General features: G+C 37.1%; 19 protein-coding genes. 5 read left to right on the forward strand and 14 right to left on the reverse strand.

Annotated features, from left to right (window positions below):
- The first annotated feature begins 22 nt into the window (after window positions 1–22).
- From EPR_RS05150 to ftsZ, 3 genes are read left to right on the forward strand one after another with little or no spacing between them, the layout of a single operon-like run.
- Entirely contained in the window at window positions 23–1,492 is a 1,470-nt protein-coding gene (locus EPR_RS05150) for a peptidylprolyl isomerase (protein ID WP_200762191.1), read from the forward strand.
- Complete coding sequence (ftsA, locus tag EPR_RS05155) at window positions 1,493–2,851, forward strand: cell division protein FtsA (protein ID WP_200762192.1); 1,359 nt, start codon at window positions 1,493–1,495, stop codon at window positions 2,849–2,851.
- A 23-nt stretch (window positions 2,852–2,874) separates the two neighbouring features.
- Window positions 2,875–4,002 (forward strand): cell division protein FtsZ, encoded by a 1,128-nt coding sequence (ftsZ, locus tag EPR_RS05160; RefSeq protein WP_200762193.1) that lies wholly within the window; start codon window positions 2,875–2,877, stop codon window positions 4,000–4,002.
- A 40-nt stretch (window positions 4,003–4,042) separates the two neighbouring features.
- Here ftsZ and EPR_RS05165 read toward each other — a convergent pair whose 3' ends face one another.
- From EPR_RS05165 to EPR_RS05180, 4 genes are read right to left on the reverse strand one after another with little or no spacing between them, the layout of a single operon-like run.
- The gene (locus EPR_RS05165) at window positions 4,043–4,804 is read right to left on the reverse strand and encodes an ABC transporter ATP-binding protein (RefSeq protein ID WP_200764172.1); all 762 of its coding nucleotides are present in this window, start codon (window positions 4,802–4,804) and stop codon (window positions 4,043–4,045) included.
- An 8-nt stretch (window positions 4,805–4,812) separates the two neighbouring features.
- Window positions 4,813–5,292, reverse strand: coding sequence for a DUF4149 domain-containing protein (locus EPR_RS05170; RefSeq protein ID WP_200762194.1), 480 nt, complete (start codon window positions 5,290–5,292; stop codon window positions 4,813–4,815).
- 14 nt (window positions 5,293–5,306) lie between these two features.
- Window positions 5,307–6,143 (reverse strand): peptide chain release factor N(5)-glutamine methyltransferase, encoded by an 837-nt coding sequence (gene prmC / locus EPR_RS05175; protein WP_200762195.1) that lies wholly within the window; start codon window positions 6,141–6,143, stop codon window positions 5,307–5,309.
- 2 nt (window positions 6,144–6,145) lie between these two features.
- Complete coding sequence (locus tag EPR_RS05180; protein WP_234697084.1) at window positions 6,146–7,408, reverse strand: M48 family metallopeptidase; 1,263 nt, start codon at window positions 7,406–7,408, stop codon at window positions 6,146–6,148.
- Window positions 7,409–7,532: 124 nt separating this feature from the next.
- Between EPR_RS05180 and abc-f the strand changes: the two genes are divergently transcribed.
- Window positions 7,533–9,473, forward strand: a complete 1,941-nt coding sequence (gene abc-f / locus EPR_RS05185) for a ribosomal protection-like ABC-F family protein (protein WP_200762196.1) — start codon at window positions 7,533–7,535, stop codon at window positions 9,471–9,473.
- Window positions 9,470–10,240, forward strand: a complete 771-nt coding sequence (locus EPR_RS05190) for a magnesium transporter CorA family protein (RefSeq protein WP_200762197.1) — start codon at window positions 9,470–9,472, stop codon at window positions 10,238–10,240. The genes abc-f and EPR_RS05190 overlap by 4 nt, the downstream gene beginning before the upstream one ends.
- 15 nt (window positions 10,241–10,255) lie before the next feature.
- On the opposite strand, the gene nhaA is transcribed toward EPR_RS05190, so the two are convergent.
- The 10 genes from nhaA to EPR_RS05240 all read right to left on the reverse strand — a co-directional run bounded on the left by nhaA (window position 10,256) and on the right by EPR_RS05240 (window position 20,028).
- Window positions 10,256–11,446 carry a Na+/H+ antiporter NhaA gene (nhaA, locus tag EPR_RS05195; RefSeq protein ID WP_234697085.1) on the reverse strand — a complete coding sequence of 397 codons (1,191 nt, stop codon included), beginning with the start codon at window positions 11,444–11,446 and terminating at the stop codon, window positions 10,256–10,258.
- Window positions 11,447–11,777: 331 nt separating this feature from the next.
- Window positions 11,778–12,488, reverse strand: a complete 711-nt coding sequence (locus EPR_RS05200; protein WP_200762198.1) for a tetratricopeptide repeat protein — start codon at window positions 12,486–12,488, stop codon at window positions 11,778–11,780.
- Between the two features lie 395 nt (window positions 12,489–12,883).
- On the reverse strand, window positions 12,884–13,291 hold the full coding sequence (gene mauJ, locus EPR_RS05205) for a methylamine utilization protein MauJ (RefSeq protein ID WP_200762199.1): 408 nt from the start codon (window positions 13,289–13,291) through the stop codon (window positions 12,884–12,886).
- Window positions 13,292–13,307: 16 nt separating this feature from the next.
- Window positions 13,308–13,631 carry a hypothetical protein gene (locus tag EPR_RS05210; RefSeq protein WP_200762200.1) on the reverse strand — a complete coding sequence of 108 codons (324 nt, stop codon included), beginning with the start codon at window positions 13,629–13,631 and terminating at the stop codon, window positions 13,308–13,310.
- 154 nt (window positions 13,632–13,785) lie between these two features.
- Window positions 13,786–15,258 carry a DNA recombination protein RmuC gene (locus tag EPR_RS05215; RefSeq protein WP_200762201.1) on the reverse strand — a complete coding sequence of 491 codons (1,473 nt, stop codon included), beginning with the start codon at window positions 15,256–15,258 and terminating at the stop codon, window positions 13,786–13,788.
- Between the two features lie 10 nt (window positions 15,259–15,268).
- A complete protein-coding gene (thrC, locus tag EPR_RS05220) occupies window positions 15,269–16,741 on the reverse strand; it encodes a threonine synthase (protein ID WP_200762202.1) in 1,473 nt (490 codons plus the stop codon).
- A gap of 46 nt (window positions 16,742–16,787) precedes the next feature.
- The gene (gene cutA, locus EPR_RS05225; RefSeq protein WP_200762203.1) at window positions 16,788–17,105 is read right to left on the reverse strand and encodes a divalent-cation tolerance protein CutA; all 318 of its coding nucleotides are present in this window, start codon (window positions 17,103–17,105) and stop codon (window positions 16,788–16,790) included.
- Between the two features lie 16 nt (window positions 17,106–17,121).
- Window positions 17,122–17,973 (reverse strand): acetylglutamate kinase, encoded by an 852-nt coding sequence (gene argB, locus EPR_RS05230; RefSeq protein ID WP_200762204.1) that lies wholly within the window; start codon window positions 17,971–17,973, stop codon window positions 17,122–17,124.
- The gene (locus EPR_RS05235; protein ID WP_200762205.1) at window positions 17,936–18,895 is read right to left on the reverse strand and encodes a tetraacyldisaccharide 4'-kinase; all 960 of its coding nucleotides are present in this window, start codon (window positions 18,893–18,895) and stop codon (window positions 17,936–17,938) included. The genes argB and EPR_RS05235 overlap by 38 nt, the downstream gene beginning before the upstream one ends.
- Window positions 18,889–20,028, reverse strand: coding sequence for a DegT/DnrJ/EryC1/StrS family aminotransferase (locus EPR_RS05240; RefSeq protein WP_200762206.1), 1,140 nt, complete (start codon window positions 20,026–20,028; stop codon window positions 18,889–18,891). The genes EPR_RS05235 and EPR_RS05240 overlap by 7 nt, the downstream gene beginning before the upstream one ends.
- Window positions 20,029–20,076 lie beyond the last annotated feature (48 nt).

The following is a 20,076-nucleotide window of genomic DNA, read 5'->3' on the forward strand; positions in this document are numbered from 1 at the left end:
CAAATTATACGAAGGAAATCTTATGATAAGCTGGATGCAAAAACACAGAAAATATCTTGTGATTACAATCTGGATAAGTACTATAGCGTTTGTAGGTGCCGGTTTTGTCGGTTGGGGAGCATACCAATACGGAAGTGCGTCAGGAAAAGCAGCCCAGGTGGGAGATGTAAAAATAACAATTAAAGAGCTGCAAAACAGATATTCGAATCTTTACAACTACTACAACAAAATTCTAAATGGAGAACTTGACCAGAAAAAAGCCAAAGAGATAGGTCTGGAACAAGAAGCAATAAGTTCTTTGGTTACTGAAGCTCTAATGATCAATCTGGCAAAAGATCTTGGATTGACTGTGCTTGATGAAGAGATACAAAAAGAGATAGTTTCTATGAAAGAGTTTCAAAAAGACGGAAAATTCGACAAAAAAATCTATCTCTCCGTTTTAAAAAGTGCGGGACTCAAACCGAAGGATTTCGAAAAAAATATAAAAAAGCAGATACTTCTTCAAAAACTGCAAAACATCATAAAACCAGTACTTGTGCCACTTGAAAGCGAAACAGCAGGAGCCGCTTTGTTTATGGGCGACAAAATAAAGTATAAAGTATTGTCATCTGACGATATCAATGTATCGATATCAGAAAAAGAGGTAAAAGAGTTTTGGGAAAAAAACAAAGAAAGATATATGACCGAACCTATATTTGAACTCTCTTTGATATGGGTGACACCCGATACTGTCACCGTTTCGGAAGATAAAATAAAAAAATTTTATGAAGAGAACAAAAGCAGATTTAAAGGTAAAGACGGAAAAGTACTCTCTTTTGAAAAGGCAAAAGTGCTTGCCGAGAAAGAGCTGAAACTTAAACTGGCAAAAAAAGAGGCACTGAAAAAGTATATAGCTTTCAAAAAAGGAGAGATCGAACCTGTAGAAAAACTCTTCTTGAAAATGCAAAACAATATAATACCGGGTAACATTATGGCCAAAATAGCACAAAAAAATGAAAAAAGTTACTTAAAACCCAAACTAATTGACGAAAAATATGCTATCATAAGATTAGACAAAAAAGTACCATCCCGTCCAAAGAGCTTCGAGGATGCTAAAGCCGAGGCTTCAAGGGATCTTTTAACAGAGAAAAAAAGAGCGGCATTGATTGAGACGGCCAAAAAGTTGTACGCCTCTTTTGATGGAAAAGAGACAGACTTTATAGCCAGAGACGATATAGACAAGCTCAAACCTCTGAACAGTTACGAAGCTGCAGAGTTTTTAAATGAGCTTTTCGCAAGCGTAAAAGAACAAGGTTATGTCATGGTTGGAGATAATAAAGCGGTTGTTTATCAAATACTTGGCCAAAAGCTCCTTCTTCCGAAAAAACTCGAAAAAAATAAAAATTTTATAGAAGAGAATACTCTTAAACTAAAAGACACCCTTTTAAATACAAACCTTGTCAACTATCTAAGAACAAAATATCCTATTGAAATATATTACAAAGGACAGTAATTGCAAAACTCCGTTTTAGCTATTGATATTGGCTCCACAAAAATTTGTGCCATTATAGCCGAAAAGAAAGAGAACGACGAGCTTGAGATAATAGGTACAGGAATAACAAAATCACAGGGACTAAAAAAAGGCACGATTACAAATATCGACCTTGCATCAAAATCAATAAAAGCAGCTCTTAACGATGCAAAAAGAGTTGCAGGCAAAAATATTCAAAAAGCGGTTGTTTCAATTTCAGGCGCCTACACTAAAAGTATCAATAGCAACGGTATTGTAAATATTCCAAATAAAGAGATAACTATAAAAGAGATAAACAGAGTTATGCAGACAGCTCTGTACAATGCAAATATCCCTCACGAATATGAAGTTCTTCATGTATTGCCATATAACTTTAAAGTAGATGATCAGGAGTTTGTGGAAGATCCTTTGGGTATGAATGCGGGGCGTCTTGAAGTGGACGTTCATATCATAACCACACAAAAATCGAATTTGTACAATCTGAAAAAAGCAGTAAAAAATGCCGGCGTAGAAGTAGGAAACGTTGTTCTAAGCGGATATGCTTCTTCAATAGCCGTTTTAAACAATGACGAAAAGGAACTCGGAGTTGCTGTAATAGACATGGGGGGTTCAACCAGCAATCTTGTTATCCATATAGGAAACTCCATAATATACAACGATTTTTTGGGCGTCGGCTCAAATCATATAACAAATGATCTTTCTATGGCTCTGCATACACCTCTTTCAGTTGCGGAAAAAATAAAAATAGAACAGGGAAGTTTGAAGTCCTCAGAAAGCGGAACGATAGAGATTCCCGTTATAGGTGATGAAAACACGACGCACGAAGTCTCTTTGGAAATAGTTTATAATGTTATTTTCGCCAGAGTCGAAGAGACTTTGATGATACTTGCAAAATCAATAGAAAAAAGCGGTCTAAAGGAACAGATCGGCGCCGGTGTTGTTCTTACAGGCGGAATGACGAATATGGACGGAATGAGAGAGCTAGCTGTAGCTATATTTGACAACATACCTGTAAGGATAGCCAGACCCCGTGAACTTGAAGGCATGTTCGACGAACTGAAAAATCCTGCGTTTTCCACTGCTATAGGTCTTGTTTTGTACGGTGCCGGCAAATTTACACCTTATGAGATTGATTCAAACAAAAAACTCAGACACAAAAGTGAAAACATATCCAAAGAAGAGATAACTTCTACAAATATTTCAAAAGATGAAAGTCAAAAAACAGATGATACATCAGAGATAACCGAACAGTTGACAAATCTTGAAAATATAAAAAACGAAAGCGAAAGCGTTAAAGAAAAAGCTTCAAAATTTTGGAGATGGATTACACAACTATTTTAAATACTACAGGAAGGAGTTTTTAGATGGAGCAGCCCTACAGCGTAGAAGAGACAAAAAACATTACGGGTGCCAATATAAAAGCCATTGGCATAGGCGGCGGCGGTGGCAATATGATCGGGCATATGATAAACCAGGGAGTAAAAGGTATTGAGCTCTTAGTTGCAAACACCGATGCTCAGGCTCTTGCTTCTTCAGAAGCACATGTAAAAATCCAGCTTGGAGAGAAAACTACAAGAGGACTAGGTGCCGGAATGATTCCAGATAAAGGAAAAGAAGCGGCACTTGAAAGTTATGATGAGATAAAAGAGAGACTAGTGGGTGCAGATATAGTATTTATAGCTTCAGGTATGGGCGGTGGGACCGGAACCGGTGCAGCTCCTATTATAGCTCAGGCTGCAAAGGAGGTAGGCGCTCTTACCATATCCGTTGTTACAAAACCTTTTAAATTTGAAGGAAGAAAGAGAGCCAGACTGGCCGAAGAAGGATTAAATGAACTTAAAAAAGAGAGTGATTCAATAGTGGTAATACCAAATGACAAACTTCTTGCAATAGTCGAAAAAAATCTAGGAATAAAAGAGAGTTTCAAAATAGTAGACGATGTCTTGGCACGTGCCGTAAGTGGTATAAGCGGTGTAATTCTATCATACGGTCATAACGATATAAACCTCGACTTTGCAGATGTGAAAACAGTTATGAGCCATAGAGGACTTGCTCTCATGGGTGTAGGCGAATCTCAAGGCTCAAATTCCGCATACGAAGCTATAAAATCTGCCATAGAATCACCTCTTCTTGACAATATGTCAATAAACGGCGCTATGGGTGTTCTAGTACACTTCAATATACATCCTGACTATCCGCTTGTAGATATAAGCGAAGCTATGGATATTGTATATGAGAGTGCTGACGAAGACGCCCATGTTATATTCGGAACTACAACAGATGAAAACATGGAGCCTGACAGAGTAAAGATAACTATAGTTGCTACAGGCTTTGAACAGGAAGAGGAAAAAGAGACTCCAAAAGATGAGCTTAGACTCATTACTCCGAAACAGGAAGCTTCTCAAACAAAAAGAAGAAAAGTCAGCGGAGGCTATGAAACTAACGAAGATATACTTGATATCCCTACATTTTTGAGAAATCAGATGGACTGATCGAGTCCTTCTGACTCTCTTCTACGCTTGCTGGGGCAAACTACTGTGTAACAGTTAGTTTTATAGGCCCCTGACTCTCTCCTTGAAGGAACTGCTGAACATAGGGGTTTGATGAGTTTTCAAACTGCTCTTTTGTTCCATACTCTATAATCTTACCATCATACAACATTGCAAAATAGTCGCCGACTTTAAAGCTCTCTTTTATATCGTGGCTTATAAGGACAGAAGTAACACCGAGCTCTTTTTGAAGATTTATTATCATTTTGCTGATAAGATCACTTGTAATAGGATCGAGTCCCGACGTAGGCTCATCATAAAGAATTATCTCCGGATCAAGCACTATCGTTCTTGCAAGTCCCACTCTCTTTCTCATACCGCCGCTAAGTTCATCAGGGAAAAGGCGTATTACCTCATTTGGCCTGAGACCTACCATTTCAAGACTTTTTTTTACTTTCTTTTCAATTTCCCTCTTTGACATTCTTGTGTGTTCTATTAGAGGAAAAGAGACATTCTCGTAAACATTCATGCTGTCAAAAAGAGCTCCGCTTTGAAAAAGAAAACCTATCCTCTTTCTTATCTGAAAGATCGTTTTCTCATCCGCTTTTGCAATATCCACACCATCAAGCCATATCTCACCCTCATCAGGCTTCAAAAGTCCCACGATATGTTTGATTATGGTAGACTTTCCGCTTCCTGATAGCCCCAGTATCACGGTTGTTTTGTTTTTGACAATCTCAAGGTTGACACCTTTTAAAACCTGTTTGGGACCGAAACTTTTTTTCAGATTCTTTATGGAAATGATATTCACTTTTACCGCCTGTTTAAGTTTATAATTCTTCTTCCCATTAAAACCGCCAGTGACAGGGCAAGCAGCTTAAAATCAATTTCAGATGCTTTATGCACTTTATCAAACGTTTCGCTTCCGGTCATCTCTTCACCCGCCATCTGCATAGCAACGATATCTGGAGTATAGTAAAGCGTAAACATAAAAATCGCAAATACCGAAGTTATAGCCGCAGCGACTGTTATCCTGTCTCTTTCAAACAGTTTGAATGCATATGCCTCCCTTATGATAATCAAAAAGGCCGTAAAATTCAATAAATAGTTCATTTTCAAAAATATTGCGGTCATCAAAAGACCTTCCTGATAGTGACTCAAAATCTCTTCACCAAGATATTTTGCCGAGTTGAATACAACAGGAGCCACGAAAATACCGGTAGCAAGCACTGCTCCAAGTGTAATTCCAATTATTATAATATATGCGATATCTATATACTTATTTCTCTTCATATCCCCTCCCTCTATTAACGTATTTTCAGAACGAATCCCCTGTCAAAGCCCGCAAGATCTTTATAAAAACAGAGCGATAAGTATTTTTTCCCGCAAAGTTTCTTTTCTATCGAACTTTTCTGATCATAACCCATTTCACATGCCAGCATTTTGATGTTTCGCTCAAATGCCAGATCTATTATCTTTCCAAGAAGCTCATCCCCTTTTTGTCCGCCAAAAAGTGCAGTTTCGGGCTCATATCTGAGACTTTTCGGAAGTTTGTAATCCTTTGCTATATACGGCGGATTTGATACTATAACATCGATATTTTCATCGACACTATCAAGCATACTGCACTCTATCAGTTCAATTCTCTCTTCTACTTTATGCAGTTTTATATTTAGCTCGGCCGTTTGAATCGCCTCTTTTGATATGTCTGTTGCCGTTATTTTTATATTTTTGAGTTTTTTGGCAAGCATTATAGATATTACACCGCTTCCTACGCCAATTTCCGCTATTCTTGTCTCTTTTTGTGCATCTAAATTTTTTATAACTTCATCTATCAGCAGCTCAGTTTCGGGCCTCGGTATCAAAACGCCTCTTTGTATGAAAAATGTCTCTTTGTAAAAACTGACCTTTCCTGTTATATACTCCACAGGCTCATGAGCGGCTCTTCTTTTGATAAGATTTATATACTCTTGAAACTCATTTTCATCCAAAGTTTTGTCATCATGTATATGCAGCCAGATCCTCTCTTTTTCAAGCAGGTGCGACAGTAGCAGTTCTGCCTCAAAACGCGGCCTCTGGGCAGCATCTTTTAACATCTTTGAAGCGGTCTTTATCGCTTCTTTTATACTGATCTTTTTGCACATATCTATTTCGACTCTTCCACCTTGGCAAGACAGCTCTCTTTTGCTGCATCTTCGGATGCACTACTTTGCTCTTCAAAGCCGAGCGCTTTTAGTCTTTGCAAAATCGGAGGGTGCGAATAGTAGAAAAACACATATAGAGGATGAGAAAGAGGAAAAGAGCTGTTCTCCTCCACAAGCTTCAAAAGAGCGTTCCTCAAATGTGCCGGAGATGTAACCTGGGCACCGAATCTGTCTGCTGCATACTCGTTTTTTCTGCTGACAAAACTGATAAGCGGCATAAAGAAAAATGTAAATACCGGGGACAAAAGCAAAAAGAGAGCGATAACTGTATAAGGCTCGTTTTTTACACCGATTTGAGTAAAAAGCGATTGCGGCAGATGTGAAAATATATAAAACATTGCAAAAAGCATAACGGCCATCATAAAAATATTTTTCAGTATATCTTTATGTCTGAAATGTCCCAGTTCATGCCCCAAAACAGCCAAAAGTTCGTTTTTATCCAGCTTTTTTATAAGTGTATCGAAAAGAACTACCCTTTTTGTTTTTCCAAGTCCCCCGAAATATGCATTGAGTCTGCTGTCGCGCTTGCTGGCATCCATAACAAATATTCCGCTGCTTTTGAAATCACACTTCTGCATAAGATTTTCTATACTTTTTCTAAGCTCTTCGTCCTCGAGAGGAGTAAATTTGTTGAATATCGGCGCTATAAGCGTAGGATAGATTGCATTTATCAATATTATTATAAAAAAAACAAGCGCAAAGCCGTAAATCCACCAGTTGTCAAAATAGGCTATTATGTAGCTTATTGCTGCAATTATGGCGGAACCGAAAACTAAAAATAGAACTCCGCCCTTTATCTGGTCTTTTATATAAAGAGAAAAAGAGGAGGTATTGAATCCGTATTTTTCGTCAATGACAAACTTTGAATAAAGATCGAAAGGCAACATTACAAAATAGTTTATAATAATGAAAATATCCACATAAACAACAGATTTCAAAACGATGTTGTCTATATTTATACTCTTTTCAAGCCATACCAGTCCATTCCCTATCCAGAAGATAAAAAGTGCATACTCCGCCAGTGTCTCAAGCATAGCGAGCCGCTCTTTTGATACAGCATAGTTGGCCGACTTGAGATATTTGGAAGGAACCATCAAAACAGGCTCCAGTCTTTTTGCTTTTATTACAAATCCCGCCTGCATAACGGATATATAAATTTTTGCCAATACATATATAAAATACAAAATACTGATAGCTTCTATCATCTTTGTTCCTATACTTTTAAATTGTTTGCTATTGTATCAAAGATAAGTTAAAATTGCATTCAGAATAATTTTAATTTACTATTTTAACCGCAACAGTAAAAGAGGGTTTGAGGAGTTACAGCGTATGGCGTTAGTGGATCTGAAAGAGATTTCAAAACAGTTTGAAGCACAAAAAATTTTATGTGATGTAGATTTTCATGTGGACGAATTTGAAAGAATTGCCATTGTAGGAAAGAACGGCAGCGGAAAATCGACTCTGATGAAAATCATCCAGGGATCTCTGGACCCTGACAGCGGGGAGAGAAGAACCAGGCAAAATATCAATATACAGATGCTTTCGCAAGCCCCTAAGTTTGAAGACAATCTCAAAGTCAGAGAAGCCATAGAAAACGAACTGACCCAACTGAAAGAGGCAAGAAAAAGATATGAAGAGATAAGTGTCAGACTGGCGGAAGATTTTGAAAACAGAACACTTTTGAATGAACTTGACAAACTTGCAAACTTTCTTGATTATCACAACGCCTGGAACCTTGATGACAAGATAGAGAGAGTCCTGCAAGAATTCGACCTGAAAAGATATGAAGATAGATTTATAAACCTTCTTTCAGGGGGTGAGCAAAGAAGAGTCGCTCTTGCAGGGCTGCTTCTGAAAAAACCCGATATTCTCCTTCTTGACGAACCGACGAACCATCTGGATGTATATATGGTCTCTTTTCTTGAAGAAATGCTTTTAAAAGATAAATTCACCATAGTTTTCATCTCCCATGACAGATATTTTATAGATAGAATCGCCACAAGAACCGTTGAAATCGAAGATTGTCGTCTGAGAAGTTTCAAAGGCGGATACAGTGACTATCTGAGCCAAAAAGAAGAACTGCTTAAAAGTATGCAAAAAGAACACGAAAATCTTCTCAGGCTTTTAAAGCAGGAAGAAGAGTGGCTCAGACGCGGAGTAAGAGCCAGGATAAAAAGAAACGAAGGCAGGAAAAAAAGAGTATTGGAACTAAGAGAGCAGGCAAAAAAGAACCCGGCACTTATCAAAAAAATAAAACTCGAACTTGAACGGGAAAAAAAACATTTCAACCGCGAAGAGAGCCAAAATAGAAAAAAGATGCTCTATGAGCTTGAAAATGTAACTAAAAAACTGGGGGACAACCTCCTTATCAAAGATTTTACCACAAGAATTCTGCAAAAAGACCGAATCGCCATCGTAGGAAAAAACGGCAGCGGCAAATCGACCCTTCTAAAACTTCTTTTGGGAGAACTAGAACCAGATAGCGGTGTGATAAAAAGAGGAGAGTTTAAGATAGGCTATTTTGACCAGCACAGGAAGATGCTCGATGACGACAAAAATCTCATAGAGACATTCTGCCCCAACGGTGGAGACCGCGTAGAGGTACAGGGTAGAAGTATGCATGTATTCGGTTATCTCAAAAACTTCCTGTTTCCAAAAGAGTTCTTAGATAAAAAGATAGGAGTACTGAGCGGTGGAGAGAAAAACAGAGTGGCTCTTGCCCTGCTCTTTACAAAAAAGGTCGACTGCCTCATACTCGATGAACCTACAAACGATCTGGACATTCCTACCATCAATATTCTTGAAGAATATATCCAGAATTTTCCCGGCTCCGTCATCTTCGTCAGCCACGACAGATATTTCGTGGACAAAATAGCAAAAAAACTCTTTATCTTCAAAGGAAATGGAGAGATAGAGGAATCATACCAGACATATACCGAATATCTTGAGATCGAAAAAGAGCTTGAGAATCTGAAAAATTTCGAAAGAGAGCTTGAAAACGAAAAACCAAAAAGAGTGAGAGTAAAAAAAGAAAAACTCTCTTTCAAAGAGCAAAAACTCCTTGAAGAGCTCCCTTCAAAAATAGAGGCCATCGAAGAGCAGATGAGTCATATCAATGAATGCCTAGCAGATCCTTCCTGCTATGAAGAAAAAGGTATAAACAGACTTGCCTCAGAACTTGAAGAGTTGGAAAAAGAGCATGAAAAACTGCTTGAAATTTATATAGAGCTTGAAGAGAAAAGAGAAAAAATAGAAGCAGAGTCCATATGAAATTCAAAATAAACAGATATCTCACAGACGATATAGAAAATCGTGACCACCCAAGTGATTTCGAACGCACAGACGAATACTCCATATTTATTTTAAGACTCCCTTATATCAAAAAAGATACAGTCGACACTGTCTCATATGCCTTTTTAATCAAAGACAATGAAGTTTACGGATACTCCAGAGATAGAAAAGAGTTTTACAGACTCGGTACTTTTCAAGACCTGCACACATTTTTAGATACCAGAGTAGACAAGATACTTGCAAAAATATCGAAACTGAATATGCAGATTGCAAAAATGGAAGACAAACTGTACGAAGGAGATATTGATAAAAGTTTTGTAAATAGATGGCTCTATTATAAAAAAGAGCTTGCTCTCATAGAAAGGCTCATGGAACACTCGTTGATCGCTTTTGAAAGATTTATCAAATATTATAAAAACAAGCTGGACGAACTGGCTTTTAAAGACCTTCTGGAACATATGGTCAGAGCCTTCAGACTCTCCAAAAACGCAAATGAAAAACTCGACTATCTATACAGCTTTTACAGAGCAAAAATGGACGAAAAAATGAACAATATCATGTTTATTCTTACCATCATTTCCGCCGTTTTCCTTCCGCTAACTCTGGTTACAGGGTTCTTCGGCATGAATACCGGCGGTCTGCCCCTGACCGAAGACGCAAACGGCACATTGAAAGTGACTCTTTTGTTCCTGGCTTTCGAAGTACCGTTTGTAGCTCTTATCTGGAAAATAATGAAGAGAAAATAAAATTTCTCCTCTATTCTAATCATTTTTATTTTTGTATTTTACAGATGGTTTAGCCATCCTCAGAACTAGATACCCTACAATTCCCGAAAGAAAAGATCCCAGCAAAATAGCCAGTTTATCGGCATAGTGATAAATTTGCGTATCGTTGAAAGCCAAAGAATCTATAAAAAGACTCATGGTAAACCCAATACCCGTAAGTACACTGACACCGTAAAACTGCATCCAGTTGCTGCCTTTTGGCAGTTTTGCCAATCCCATCTTTATTGCTATATATGAAAATCCAAACACTCCCAGTTGTTTTCCAATAAACAGCCCAAGCATTATACCCATCGGGACACTTCCAAACATTTCATCTATAGAGATTCCCCGCAAATCCACTCCCGCATTTACAAAGGCAAAAAGCGGTAAAATGAAGAAAGCTACCCAATAGTGTAAATCATGCTCCATCTCTTTAAGCAAAGAGAACTCTTTACCATCTTCCTTTTTTGATTTCAATGGTATGAAAAAGGCGAGTGCCACCCCTGCCAAAGTCGCATGTACACCTGATTTTAAAACACTTACCCAAAGAACAACACCCACAATTATATAAGCAGCCTTTTTAGAAACTCCCCTTTTGTTCATAATAAACAAAATTATAAGACATATCGAAGCGACGATAATAGATGTTGTTGAAAGGTCACTCGTGTAAAAAAGAGCTATGATTATAATAGCACCAAGGTCATCCATAATAGCCAAAGCCATCAGAAATATTTTTAAAGAGAGAGGCACTCTTTTCCCAAGCAGAGATAAAATTCCCAGTGCAAAAGCGATATCGGTAGCTGTAGGTATAGCCCAGCCCTTCATAGCAAAAGATTCACCCTGATTGAATGCGATAAATACCAGTGCAGGTATAACCATACCGCCTAAGGCCGCAACGCCGGGTAATGTTATCTGATTTACAGAGGAGAGATGCCCTTCGGTTATCTCTCGTTTGACTTCCAAACCTATTAGAAAAAAGAAGATAGCCATCAAACCGTCATTTACCCATAAAAGCAGAGGTTTGGCTATCTGAAAATCTCCAAAACGTATCTCAACGTGAGTATGCAAAAAAGCGCTGTACATATCGGATAATGCGCTATTTTGTAATATAAGTGCCAAAATGGTAACTATTATTAGCAAAATTCCGGAAGAAGACTCTTTTTTTATAAACTCCTCTATTATTCTCACTCCAACCCTCCTAATCCAGTGCAGTAATTTCCCACTGGCAAAACCGATAAAATTTTTGATTTTTTATCAGTATATCATCAAAATACCGCAGTCTAACAAATAGAAGCAAATATATAAAGAAAAATTTTACAATGGTAGAAAAGAGTTACAAATTTGTGAGGATTCTTTCCCAAAACAGCCGTCGCCATCGCACTCTTCTAACGTCAACTCAGATATTTATTGTTTTCTCACAGAAAATACCTACTATCTAAATAAACAAAGATTTGGAAGCAAGAATTGTTTAAATAAAAAATATTAATTAACTTGATAATATTATATATCAATTCTAGAATTAAAATCCTTGCTCATTTAATTCTAAATACATCTCGCATCCAACCTCTTTGCCACCGTCACAAGCTAGACCAAATAACTCTTTAGCTTTATATTTATTTTGCCTAACGCCTTTACCAGTTAAATATAACTCTCCTAAATTAAAACACCCACTCGCTTCATTTCTATTACAAGCTTTTTCAAATAATTGTTTTGCTCTTTTATAATTTTGTTCAACTCCTAAACCATTTTCATACAAAATTCCAAGACTAACACATCCTTTTACTTCTGTTTTATTACAAGAAATTTCGAATAACTTTTTAGCTTTTTCGTAATTTTGCTTAACTCCTTCCCCATAAAAATATAAAATACCTAAATTAAAGCATGCTTTCTCTTTCCCACCTCCACATGATTTTTTATATAAATTTACAGCTTTGTCATAATTCTTATTTTTATAATATATATATCCTAGCTCAAAACATGCATTTAAATCTCCCTCACCACAAGCACGGTCAAATAAATTAATTGCTTTATTAATATTTTTCTCTATACCAATGCCATGTTCGTATAAAAGCCCTAAATAAAAACATCCTTCTATATTTTTTTCACATTCTTTTTTAAAAATCTTTAATGCTTTAGAGTAATTATTAGCATTTAATGCCTTTTTTGCCTCATCAATATTTGAGGAATTAGCATATATAATAAATAATAATAAAATAAAAAGATTTTTCACAATATTTCCTTTTTTAATAAAATAAATTTTAACGAATCATACAAAATTTTCCTTTTCCATTTATGCTTTTTTCATTGAACTTTTCTTAAAACTTAAACTGATATTTATCAATATTTTCAATTTTTAATCATTATAATATCTTACTTTTATGATATCTTTATATTTACTTTTTTAATCTTAAAGTTCCCAATATATCATTATAATATTAAGAATTTACTCCAACAATCTTTCACTTAGTACAACAACTCTTGATTAGTAACTTAGAAATAATGAAAAAATATTGTATCAAATGGTATTAAAGTTCCTTGATGAAATCAGACAAAAAGTTAATGAAATAACTCAATCAAATATTAAAATAGTGGTTAGGAGTACGCTTTAGAAAATAAATATTACTATTAATTTATATTCTCTAAAATAGAAGTTTGAACTATACTTTGAAATTTTGCTAATACACTTTCAATATTTTTTATAATTTCAGTTGGATCTTTTGTTTCTCTTTTATGAGCTATTTCATTCCTCAGTTTTGTATATATTGTTTCTCTTCTTTTATTGTATTGAAAAAATTTTACATCCGGCTGTTTGCTCTTTATATATTTATCCACATATATTTGCCTTTCATCTCCTTTTGCTGTTATAGAAAGAAGTATTAAATACAAGAGAATAAATTTTGCAACAGGGTCTTTTTGTCTGATAGCTAAACTAAAAAGTTTTATATAAAAAGAACCAGATTCAGGAGACATACACAGTTGTTTTATTTCAGCAATTTTTTCCTTATTAACTTCTTCTTTTGTTTTTATGCACAACTTTAACTTATGCGTATTACGAATTTTGCAACCCCCCCTTCTTAGTTTCTATTCTATATTTAAGAAGTTTTGGATTCTCTATATTTTTTTGAGTTATAAAAATAATATTGCATATAATTTCTTCGGCTTTATTTTCTGTGATCCTTTCTATTTCTTCAATTGATCCAATTTCTTCACTCTCAAACTCTTCTTCAAAAAAATTTATAACCTTTACATGAAATTTATATTTTTGAGTTTTTGATTCATCAAACTTTTTTTTCATAATAAATATAATATCCAGTTTTTCTTCATGAGTTTTTGCATAATACTTTATTGTTCCATAACACATTTTTTTTCCCATATCAATTCTTTATATAATCTATATCAAACAGAGTCCCATACTTTTACAAATCAAATATAAATATAAAATTTTATTCAATTGCCGATTTAAAAAAATATATTACAAAAATCACGTGTAAAATTTATAAAAGCTTCCTTAGATACTATGTTTAAGTTTAATAATTGCCTTTCTCTCCAATCAACCCCTCGGAAAAATCAACTTTCTCTATCCTCTCAAATTCACTGGAGATCTTTTTGGTAGTAGTGTGGATCTCTTTTACGTCTTTGCTGACGGTATCGATATGGCGGGAGAGTTTTTCCCAGCGCTCTTTGTATCTTCTGAAGTTTACCGAGAGTTTGGAAAGCTCTTCTTGTATCTTTTTGGCCTGTTCCTGGGTTTTTACATCTCTTACTATCGCCTGAACGGTGGTAAGAAGTGCCATAAGTGTTGTGGGGCTGGCCATCCAGACACTCTTTTGCCTCGCATACTCTATAATATCCTGATGGTATGCGTTTATCTCTGCGAAGATCGCCTCTGCAGGCAGAAAGAGTATCGCCATATTGGCCGTTTTACCTTTTACTATATATTTTGAGGATATGTCATTTATATGTTTTTTGAGGTTCTGTTTGAATGAGCTCTCATGCCTTTTTCTTTCAGCCTCTTCTTTTGCCTCGATCATATTCGTATAATTTTCAAGCGGAAATTTGGAGTCTATCGCTATGAGCCCTACAGGTTCGGGCGCTTTTATGACAGCATCCGCTATCATCTTTTCGCCCTCCTCCACCAGAGGGTATTGCGTATCATATAGCTCTTTGTTTTCGCCAAATATAGACTTTAGTATCGAATTTAGCTGCACTTCACCGAATATCCCCCTGCTTTTCTTGTCGCTGAGCACATTTTGCAGTGAAACCACTTCGCCTGAGAGCTGCTCTATCTTTTTCTGCGCTTCCGAAATTTTCGCTATTCCGGTTATGATCTCTTTGAAAGTTTTATCAACATTTTCAAATCCCTCTTTGAGTCTTTCTTCCACTTTAGAGTTTATCTGATCGAGTTTGAGAGCTACGATATTTGAAAGCTCGTCGAAATTTTTTTTCAGATGGTGCGCAAGCTCTTCTTTGAAATTTTTCTGGGCATCTTTGGTCTCGGTAAAGAGTCTGGAGTTTGCCTGCATTATCTCTTTTAGGGTTTTGTCCACATCTTCAAACCCTTTTTTCAGTGACAGTGAGAGTTTTTCGTTGAGCTGTGAAAAGTCACTGTTTATCTTCTCGCTCTGCTCGAATAGTGCTTTTGAAAAGGAGTTGAAGTGTTTGCTCAGGTTTTCCGATATCTCTGCTTTGAAAAGATTTGTGGACTCTTCTATCTTTTTGAAAAGCTCTATGTTTTTTTCTATCTGAAGCTGGTTCTCTTTGGCATTTTGCAGAAGTTTTTCGTTAATGTTTTCAATCTTGTCGTGAAGAAACTCTTTTTGCTCTTCGAATCTTCTTGCACTCTTTTCACTCTGCTCATAAAGTAGTCTGGTTATCTTATCATCAAAAGAGCGTATAAGCTCTTCACTCCTTCTTCTAATCTCTTTTGTCTCTTTGTAGACAAAGGCAACTGCAGCCAAAAGCAAAAGAGCTGCAGCCACCGATATATATATTGGTTCCATCAACAGTCCGTTAGATAAATTTGAGTATCTCCTCTTCTATCTGCTCTTTTTCAATAACCGTATCGTGTACGATAGGTTTATTGAAAAGCTCTTCTATCACGAGAGGAATTCTGACACCGAGTCTTTTCGATATCTCCACCAGGGCTTCAAGGTCTTTGTACTTTTTATCGTCATTGTTAAGAGCGTTTAGTACAGTTGGCGCAAATTTTGTCCATTCAGCGGTAGAGTATACCACACACTTTAACTCTTTATTGTCTCTTTTGTCGAAAAGCTTTATACAGGTAGCTGTATGAGGGTCCATGAGATATCCGTTTTGGGCATACTCTCTAATCGTATTTTTAGCCTCTTCATCCGTTGTAAAATCGGCCTCAAAATCTTCTCTAAGTCTCTCAAGCTCTTGCGGTGTAAGTTTGTAATATCCTTCATTTGTCAAAGAGTCCATTAGCTCTTTTGTCCTCTTTGCACCGAATTTGTCAAAAAGTACTCTTTCAACATTCGAAGATTTCAAAATATCCATTGCCGGAGATGCCGTCTTTTTAAGAGTTCTACTTCTAAGATCGTATTCGCCTTTTTGTATCAGATCGGTCAAAACATTGTTTTCGTTTGAAGCTATCAGTATCTTCTTCACTGGCAGTCCCATCTTTTTTGCATAATAGGCGCCAAGGGCATTTCCGAAATTTCCACTCGGAACTATGAGATAGATTTTTTCTCCCAAAGATATCTCATTTTGTCTGATAAGCTCCAAATAGCTGTGTAGATGATAAATGATCTGAAAAATAATCCGGCCAAAATTTACGGAATTGGCTGCGGAGAGTTTTACTCCGGACTCTTGCAGTTTTCTTTTAAAATTTTCTGAGGCCAAAAGCTCTTTAAGAGCGTTTTGTGCATCGTCGAAATCTCCAATGATTCCTATAACTTTAAGGTTTTTCCCGTCTTCTGTTACCATCTGCAGTCTCTGAACGTCACTCGTTCCTCCGTCCGGATAGAGGCATGCGACTTTTATGTTCGGTCTGTTTTTGAAAGTCTCCAGAGTTGCAGGACCGGTATCGCCGCTTGTAGCTGCGAGGATAAGATACTTCTCTCCTCTTTGTTTTGCCAGATTGGAGAGAATGTAGCCGAATGGCTGAAGAGCCATATCTTTAAAAGCTCTCGTAGGTCCGTGGTAAAGCTCACTTACAAACAGACTCTCTTTTACTTTTACAACTGGTACGGGATTATCTGGGTCGTCAAATTTGTCATATAGATCAAGTGCCTCTTTTACAACATCGTCATCTATATCTATATCGAAGGTTTTAAGAATATCGAAAGCCAACTCTTTGTACGAGCTTTTCAGATGTTTCTCCAAGAAAGGGATACCGGGCTCAGGCAAAAATTCAGGCACATAAAGACCGCCGTAACTTGCACCGGGACTCAAAATAGCATCGCTGAAATTCACATATTCGGGCTTTATGCCGTCGTTTCCTCTTGTTTCGATAAATCTCATTTCAAATCCTGTAAAAATTTTTTGTGATTATATCAAAATATGTCTCTTATTCGACACTTTCGTCTATCCAATTCAGATACTCTACGCTGCCTCTGAATATCTCGAATGCGATTATTTCTGGCACTTTATAAGGATGGATCGATTTTATCTTTTTTTCCAGTTTCTCATATAGAGATTTTTTGGTCTTTATTACCAGAAGGAGTTCGCTGTCGTCCTGTACTTTTCCTTCCCAGAAATATATCGAATCCACACCGTCAATGATATTTACACAAGCCGCGAGTTTTTCAGACACAAGAGTATAGGAGATATCCTCTGCACTCTTTTTGTCCGGAACCGTACAAAAAAGTGTGATATATCCGCTCATGACTCATCCTTTCGGTCTATTTTACTATCTGTGTTCCTATACCCGCGCTGGTAAACAGTTCTAGCAGAATCGAGTGTTCAACTCTTCCGTCAATGATGTGCGCTTTCTCCACACCGCCGTTTATGGCTTCGAGACAAGCATCAACTTTAGGAACCATTCCGCCTTTTATGACACCCTCTTGTTTGAGTTTTTCCACACTTTCGGCATCGAGAGTGGAGATGAGATTTTTTTCTTTGTCCAGAACACCGGGAGTATCAGTCAGAAAAATTATCTTTTTCGCTTTTAAAGCTACGGCTATCTTGCTTGCCGCCAGATCGGCATTTATATTGTATCCGGGATGAGATAGTTCGTCGCTTGCGGCGATAGGAGCTATAACAGGAACAAACTTTTCGTCAATCAGTCTGTTTACCACTTCCGGATCTATATTTTCTATCTTTCCGGTATAACCCAGTTTTTCAAAATCTTTCGGTCGTGCAGTGATGAAGTGGGCATCTTTGCCGCTTATGCCTATCGCTTTTGCACCATGGTTGTTCAACAAAGAGACTATCTCTTTGTTTATATCTCCGCTCAGAACCATCTCCACTATCTCCATAACTTCAGGCGTCGTCACCCTCTGCCCCTCTATAAAATTTGTAGGAATTTTGAGTCTGTCGAGTATTTCGGTTATTCTCTTGCCTCCGCCGTGTACAATAACCGGCTTGATACCTACCAGATACATAAGCAGCACATCTTGAGCAAACTTCTCTTTTAGATTGGCGCTTGTCTGTGCCGAACCGCCGTATTTGATAACAATAGTCTGTTTTCTAAACTCTTTTATAAACGGCAGTGCGTCAAGAAGGGTCTGAACTGTCTGTATCTTTCTTTGCATCTCTCTCCTTTATATACTTATCAACTTTTTCCAATATTTTTTCGTCAATATCCATCTTAAGCCTCATTACCGAAAGCTTAAAGCCAAATTTTTCCAGTTTCACCTCATCTTTTTGGGTGGTCAATATAGAGTCCACACCGGTTTTCTTTACAATCTCCCCTATCTCCTCTTTTTCAAAATAGTGATGATCGGCAAAATAGAACTTTTCGATATTCTCAGGCAGATATCTATCCAGTCTCTGAGGTTTTGCAATAGCAGTTATCAAAACCATATTTTCAGTTTTGTTTTCTATATTGACAATCCGTCTGAAATCTTCTCCCTCACGTGCTACGATATGGGCATATTTTTCAAAACTTTTTGGTTCTCTGTAAGGACCTGAGGGAAGGCAGAAGCCATTTTTCGGATCTGTTTCCGGTTTCAGAAGAATATCCAGTTTTTTTATGTGGCATTTTCCGAATCCGTCATCAAGAAAAACAACCTTTATACCCTTTTCTTTTGCATATCCGATGGCATCTTCTCTTTTTTCGGAAACTATTACGCTTGCCTGCGGGAGAGACTTTGCGATGAGCATCGCCTCATCACCGCTTGTTTTCACATCCGTTTTTATTTGCCCTCTTTCGCTTACTACGACCATTCCACTGCTTTTTCGTCCATATCCGCGTAAAATTACGGCACAATCGCCATATCTCTTCGCAAGCTCTATAACAAAAGGCGTCTTGCCGCTGCCGCCTACCAAAAGATTGCCTACAGATACAACGGCTATACCATAATCTTTGGCTTTGCAAAATCTCCTTCTTATGTAGGCTCCAAGACAGTATAAAAGAGTCAAGGGCAGAAGAAAAAACGATAAAATTCTTTGAAAAAGCGAGGGGTTGTAGAAATATCCCTCAACCCACTCGGTTAAATCACTTTTTTTTACCAACTTCTCTTCTTGGCGATATCTTTTATCTGTTCGCAGACATAATAAACGTCGTCATCTGTCATTTTTGCATGAATAGGAATAGAGAGTATCTGCTGATAGTTTCTAAGAGCATTCGGAAAATCGTTGACTCTAAGATTGTATTTTTGTCTGTAATAGCTCAGAAGATGCAGAGGAATATAATGCAAGCCAACATATATGCCTCTTTTTACAAGCTCTCTTGCAAACCCGTCTCTGTTTTTGTCTATCTTGATAATATAAAGCTGGTAGTTGTGTTCTCTTTTTACGATAGGCAATGATACATGAGGCACATCTTTCAGCTCTTCATTGTATATATTTGCTATCTCTATTCTTCTTTTAATAAGTTTATCCACTTTGCCAAGCTGTGCAATACAGTATGCCGCATCGAGTTCACTCATGTCATATTTGAGTCCTATATCGATTACATCGTATATATATCCCAGATTTCCCTGTCTGTCCCACTTATCGGTTACTATTGCATGGGTTCTGAGAAGTTCGGCTCTTTGGTTTAACTCTTCATTGTCGGTTACAAGCATACCGCCGTTCGAGATGGAGCTTCTCATATGGGGATTGAAACTGAATGCCGTCATATCTGCACCGGTCGAGCCTATCTTTTTGCCCTCATATGTGGCGCCCATGGCTTCACTGGCATCTTCGATAATAAGAATATTGTATTTTTCCGCTATATCGTACAACCTGTCAAGATCAACCGGCTGCCCACCTACATGATTTATGATCGCACCTTTGAGTTTTTTTGACTTGTTCTTTGCAAGTATATCTTCAAGTGCATCAAGATCTATGTTATAGTCATCAGGATCGATATCCGCAAATATCGGCTCTGCGTCAAAATGCCTCACAACTTCCGGAACAGAGGGAAATGCGTTTACAGAGCAGATGATCTTGTCTCCCCTTTTGAGATCTATAGCCGTCATAGCAAGATGGAGTGCGCCTGTTCCACTTGATGTGGTCAAAGCATATTCACATCCTATATATTTGGCAAAATCTCTTTCAAGTTTGTCTACTTTTGATTCTTCACAAAGCGCTAGAACCTCTTTTATCTCTTTTAATTCCGTATCATTTATACTCGGAACATAAAAAGGAATTTTTTTACTCATAATTTTCTCCTGTACTTATATAAAAATCAGTATCATTAGCTATTATTA

The sequence above is a fragment of the Nitrosophilus alvini genome (assembly GCF_015100395.1).
GTDB lineage: Bacteria > Campylobacterota > Campylobacteria > Campylobacterales > Nitratiruptoraceae > Nitrosophilus > Nitrosophilus alvini.

What these genes read in the sequence shown, in the direction of transcription:
- EPR_RS05190 (WP_200762197.1), top strand. Translation starts at nt 9,470, where the DNA reads ATGAAATTCAAAATAAACAGATATCTCACAGACGATATAGAAAATCGT.
- EPR_RS05210 (WP_200762200.1), bottom strand. Translation starts at nt 13,631, where the DNA reads ATGGGAAAAAAAATGTGTTATGGAACAATAAAGTATTATGCAAAAACT.
- EPR_RS05150 (WP_200762191.1), top strand. Translation starts at nt 23, where the DNA reads ATGATAAGCTGGATGCAAAAACACAGAAAATATCTTGTGATTACAATC.
- prmC (WP_200762195.1), bottom strand. Translation starts at nt 6,143, where the DNA reads ATGTGCAAAAAGATCAGTATAAAAGAAGCGATAAAGACCGCTTCAAAG.
- argB (WP_200762204.1), bottom strand. Translation starts at nt 17,973, where the DNA reads ATGCAAAGAAAGATACAGACAGTTCAGACCCTTCTTGACGCACTGCCG.
- ftsZ (WP_200762193.1), top strand. Translation starts at nt 2,875, where the DNA reads ATGGAGCAGCCCTACAGCGTAGAAGAGACAAAAAACATTACGGGTGCC.
- cutA (WP_200762203.1), bottom strand. Translation starts at nt 17,105, where the DNA reads ATGAGCGGATATATCACACTTTTTTGTACGGTTCCGGACAAAAAGAGT.
- abc-f (WP_200762196.1), top strand. Translation starts at nt 7,533, where the DNA reads ATGGCGTTAGTGGATCTGAAAGAGATTTCAAAACAGTTTGAAGCACAA.
- thrC (WP_200762202.1), bottom strand. Translation starts at nt 16,741, where the DNA reads ATGAGATTTATCGAAACAAGAGGAAACGACGGCATAAAGCCCGAATAT.
- EPR_RS05180 (WP_234697084.1), bottom strand. Translation starts at nt 7,408, where the DNA reads ATGATAGAAGCTATCAGTATTTTGTATTTTATATATGTATTGGCAAAA.
- EPR_RS05170 (WP_200762194.1), bottom strand. Translation starts at nt 5,292, where the DNA reads ATGAAGAGAAATAAGTATATAGATATCGCATATATTATAATAATTGGA.
- EPR_RS05215 (WP_200762201.1), bottom strand. Translation starts at nt 15,258, where the DNA reads ATGGAACCAATATATATATCGGTGGCTGCAGCTCTTTTGCTTTTGGCT.
- EPR_RS05240 (WP_200762206.1), bottom strand. Translation starts at nt 20,028, where the DNA reads ATGAGTAAAAAAATTCCTTTTTATGTTCCGAGTATAAATGATACGGAA.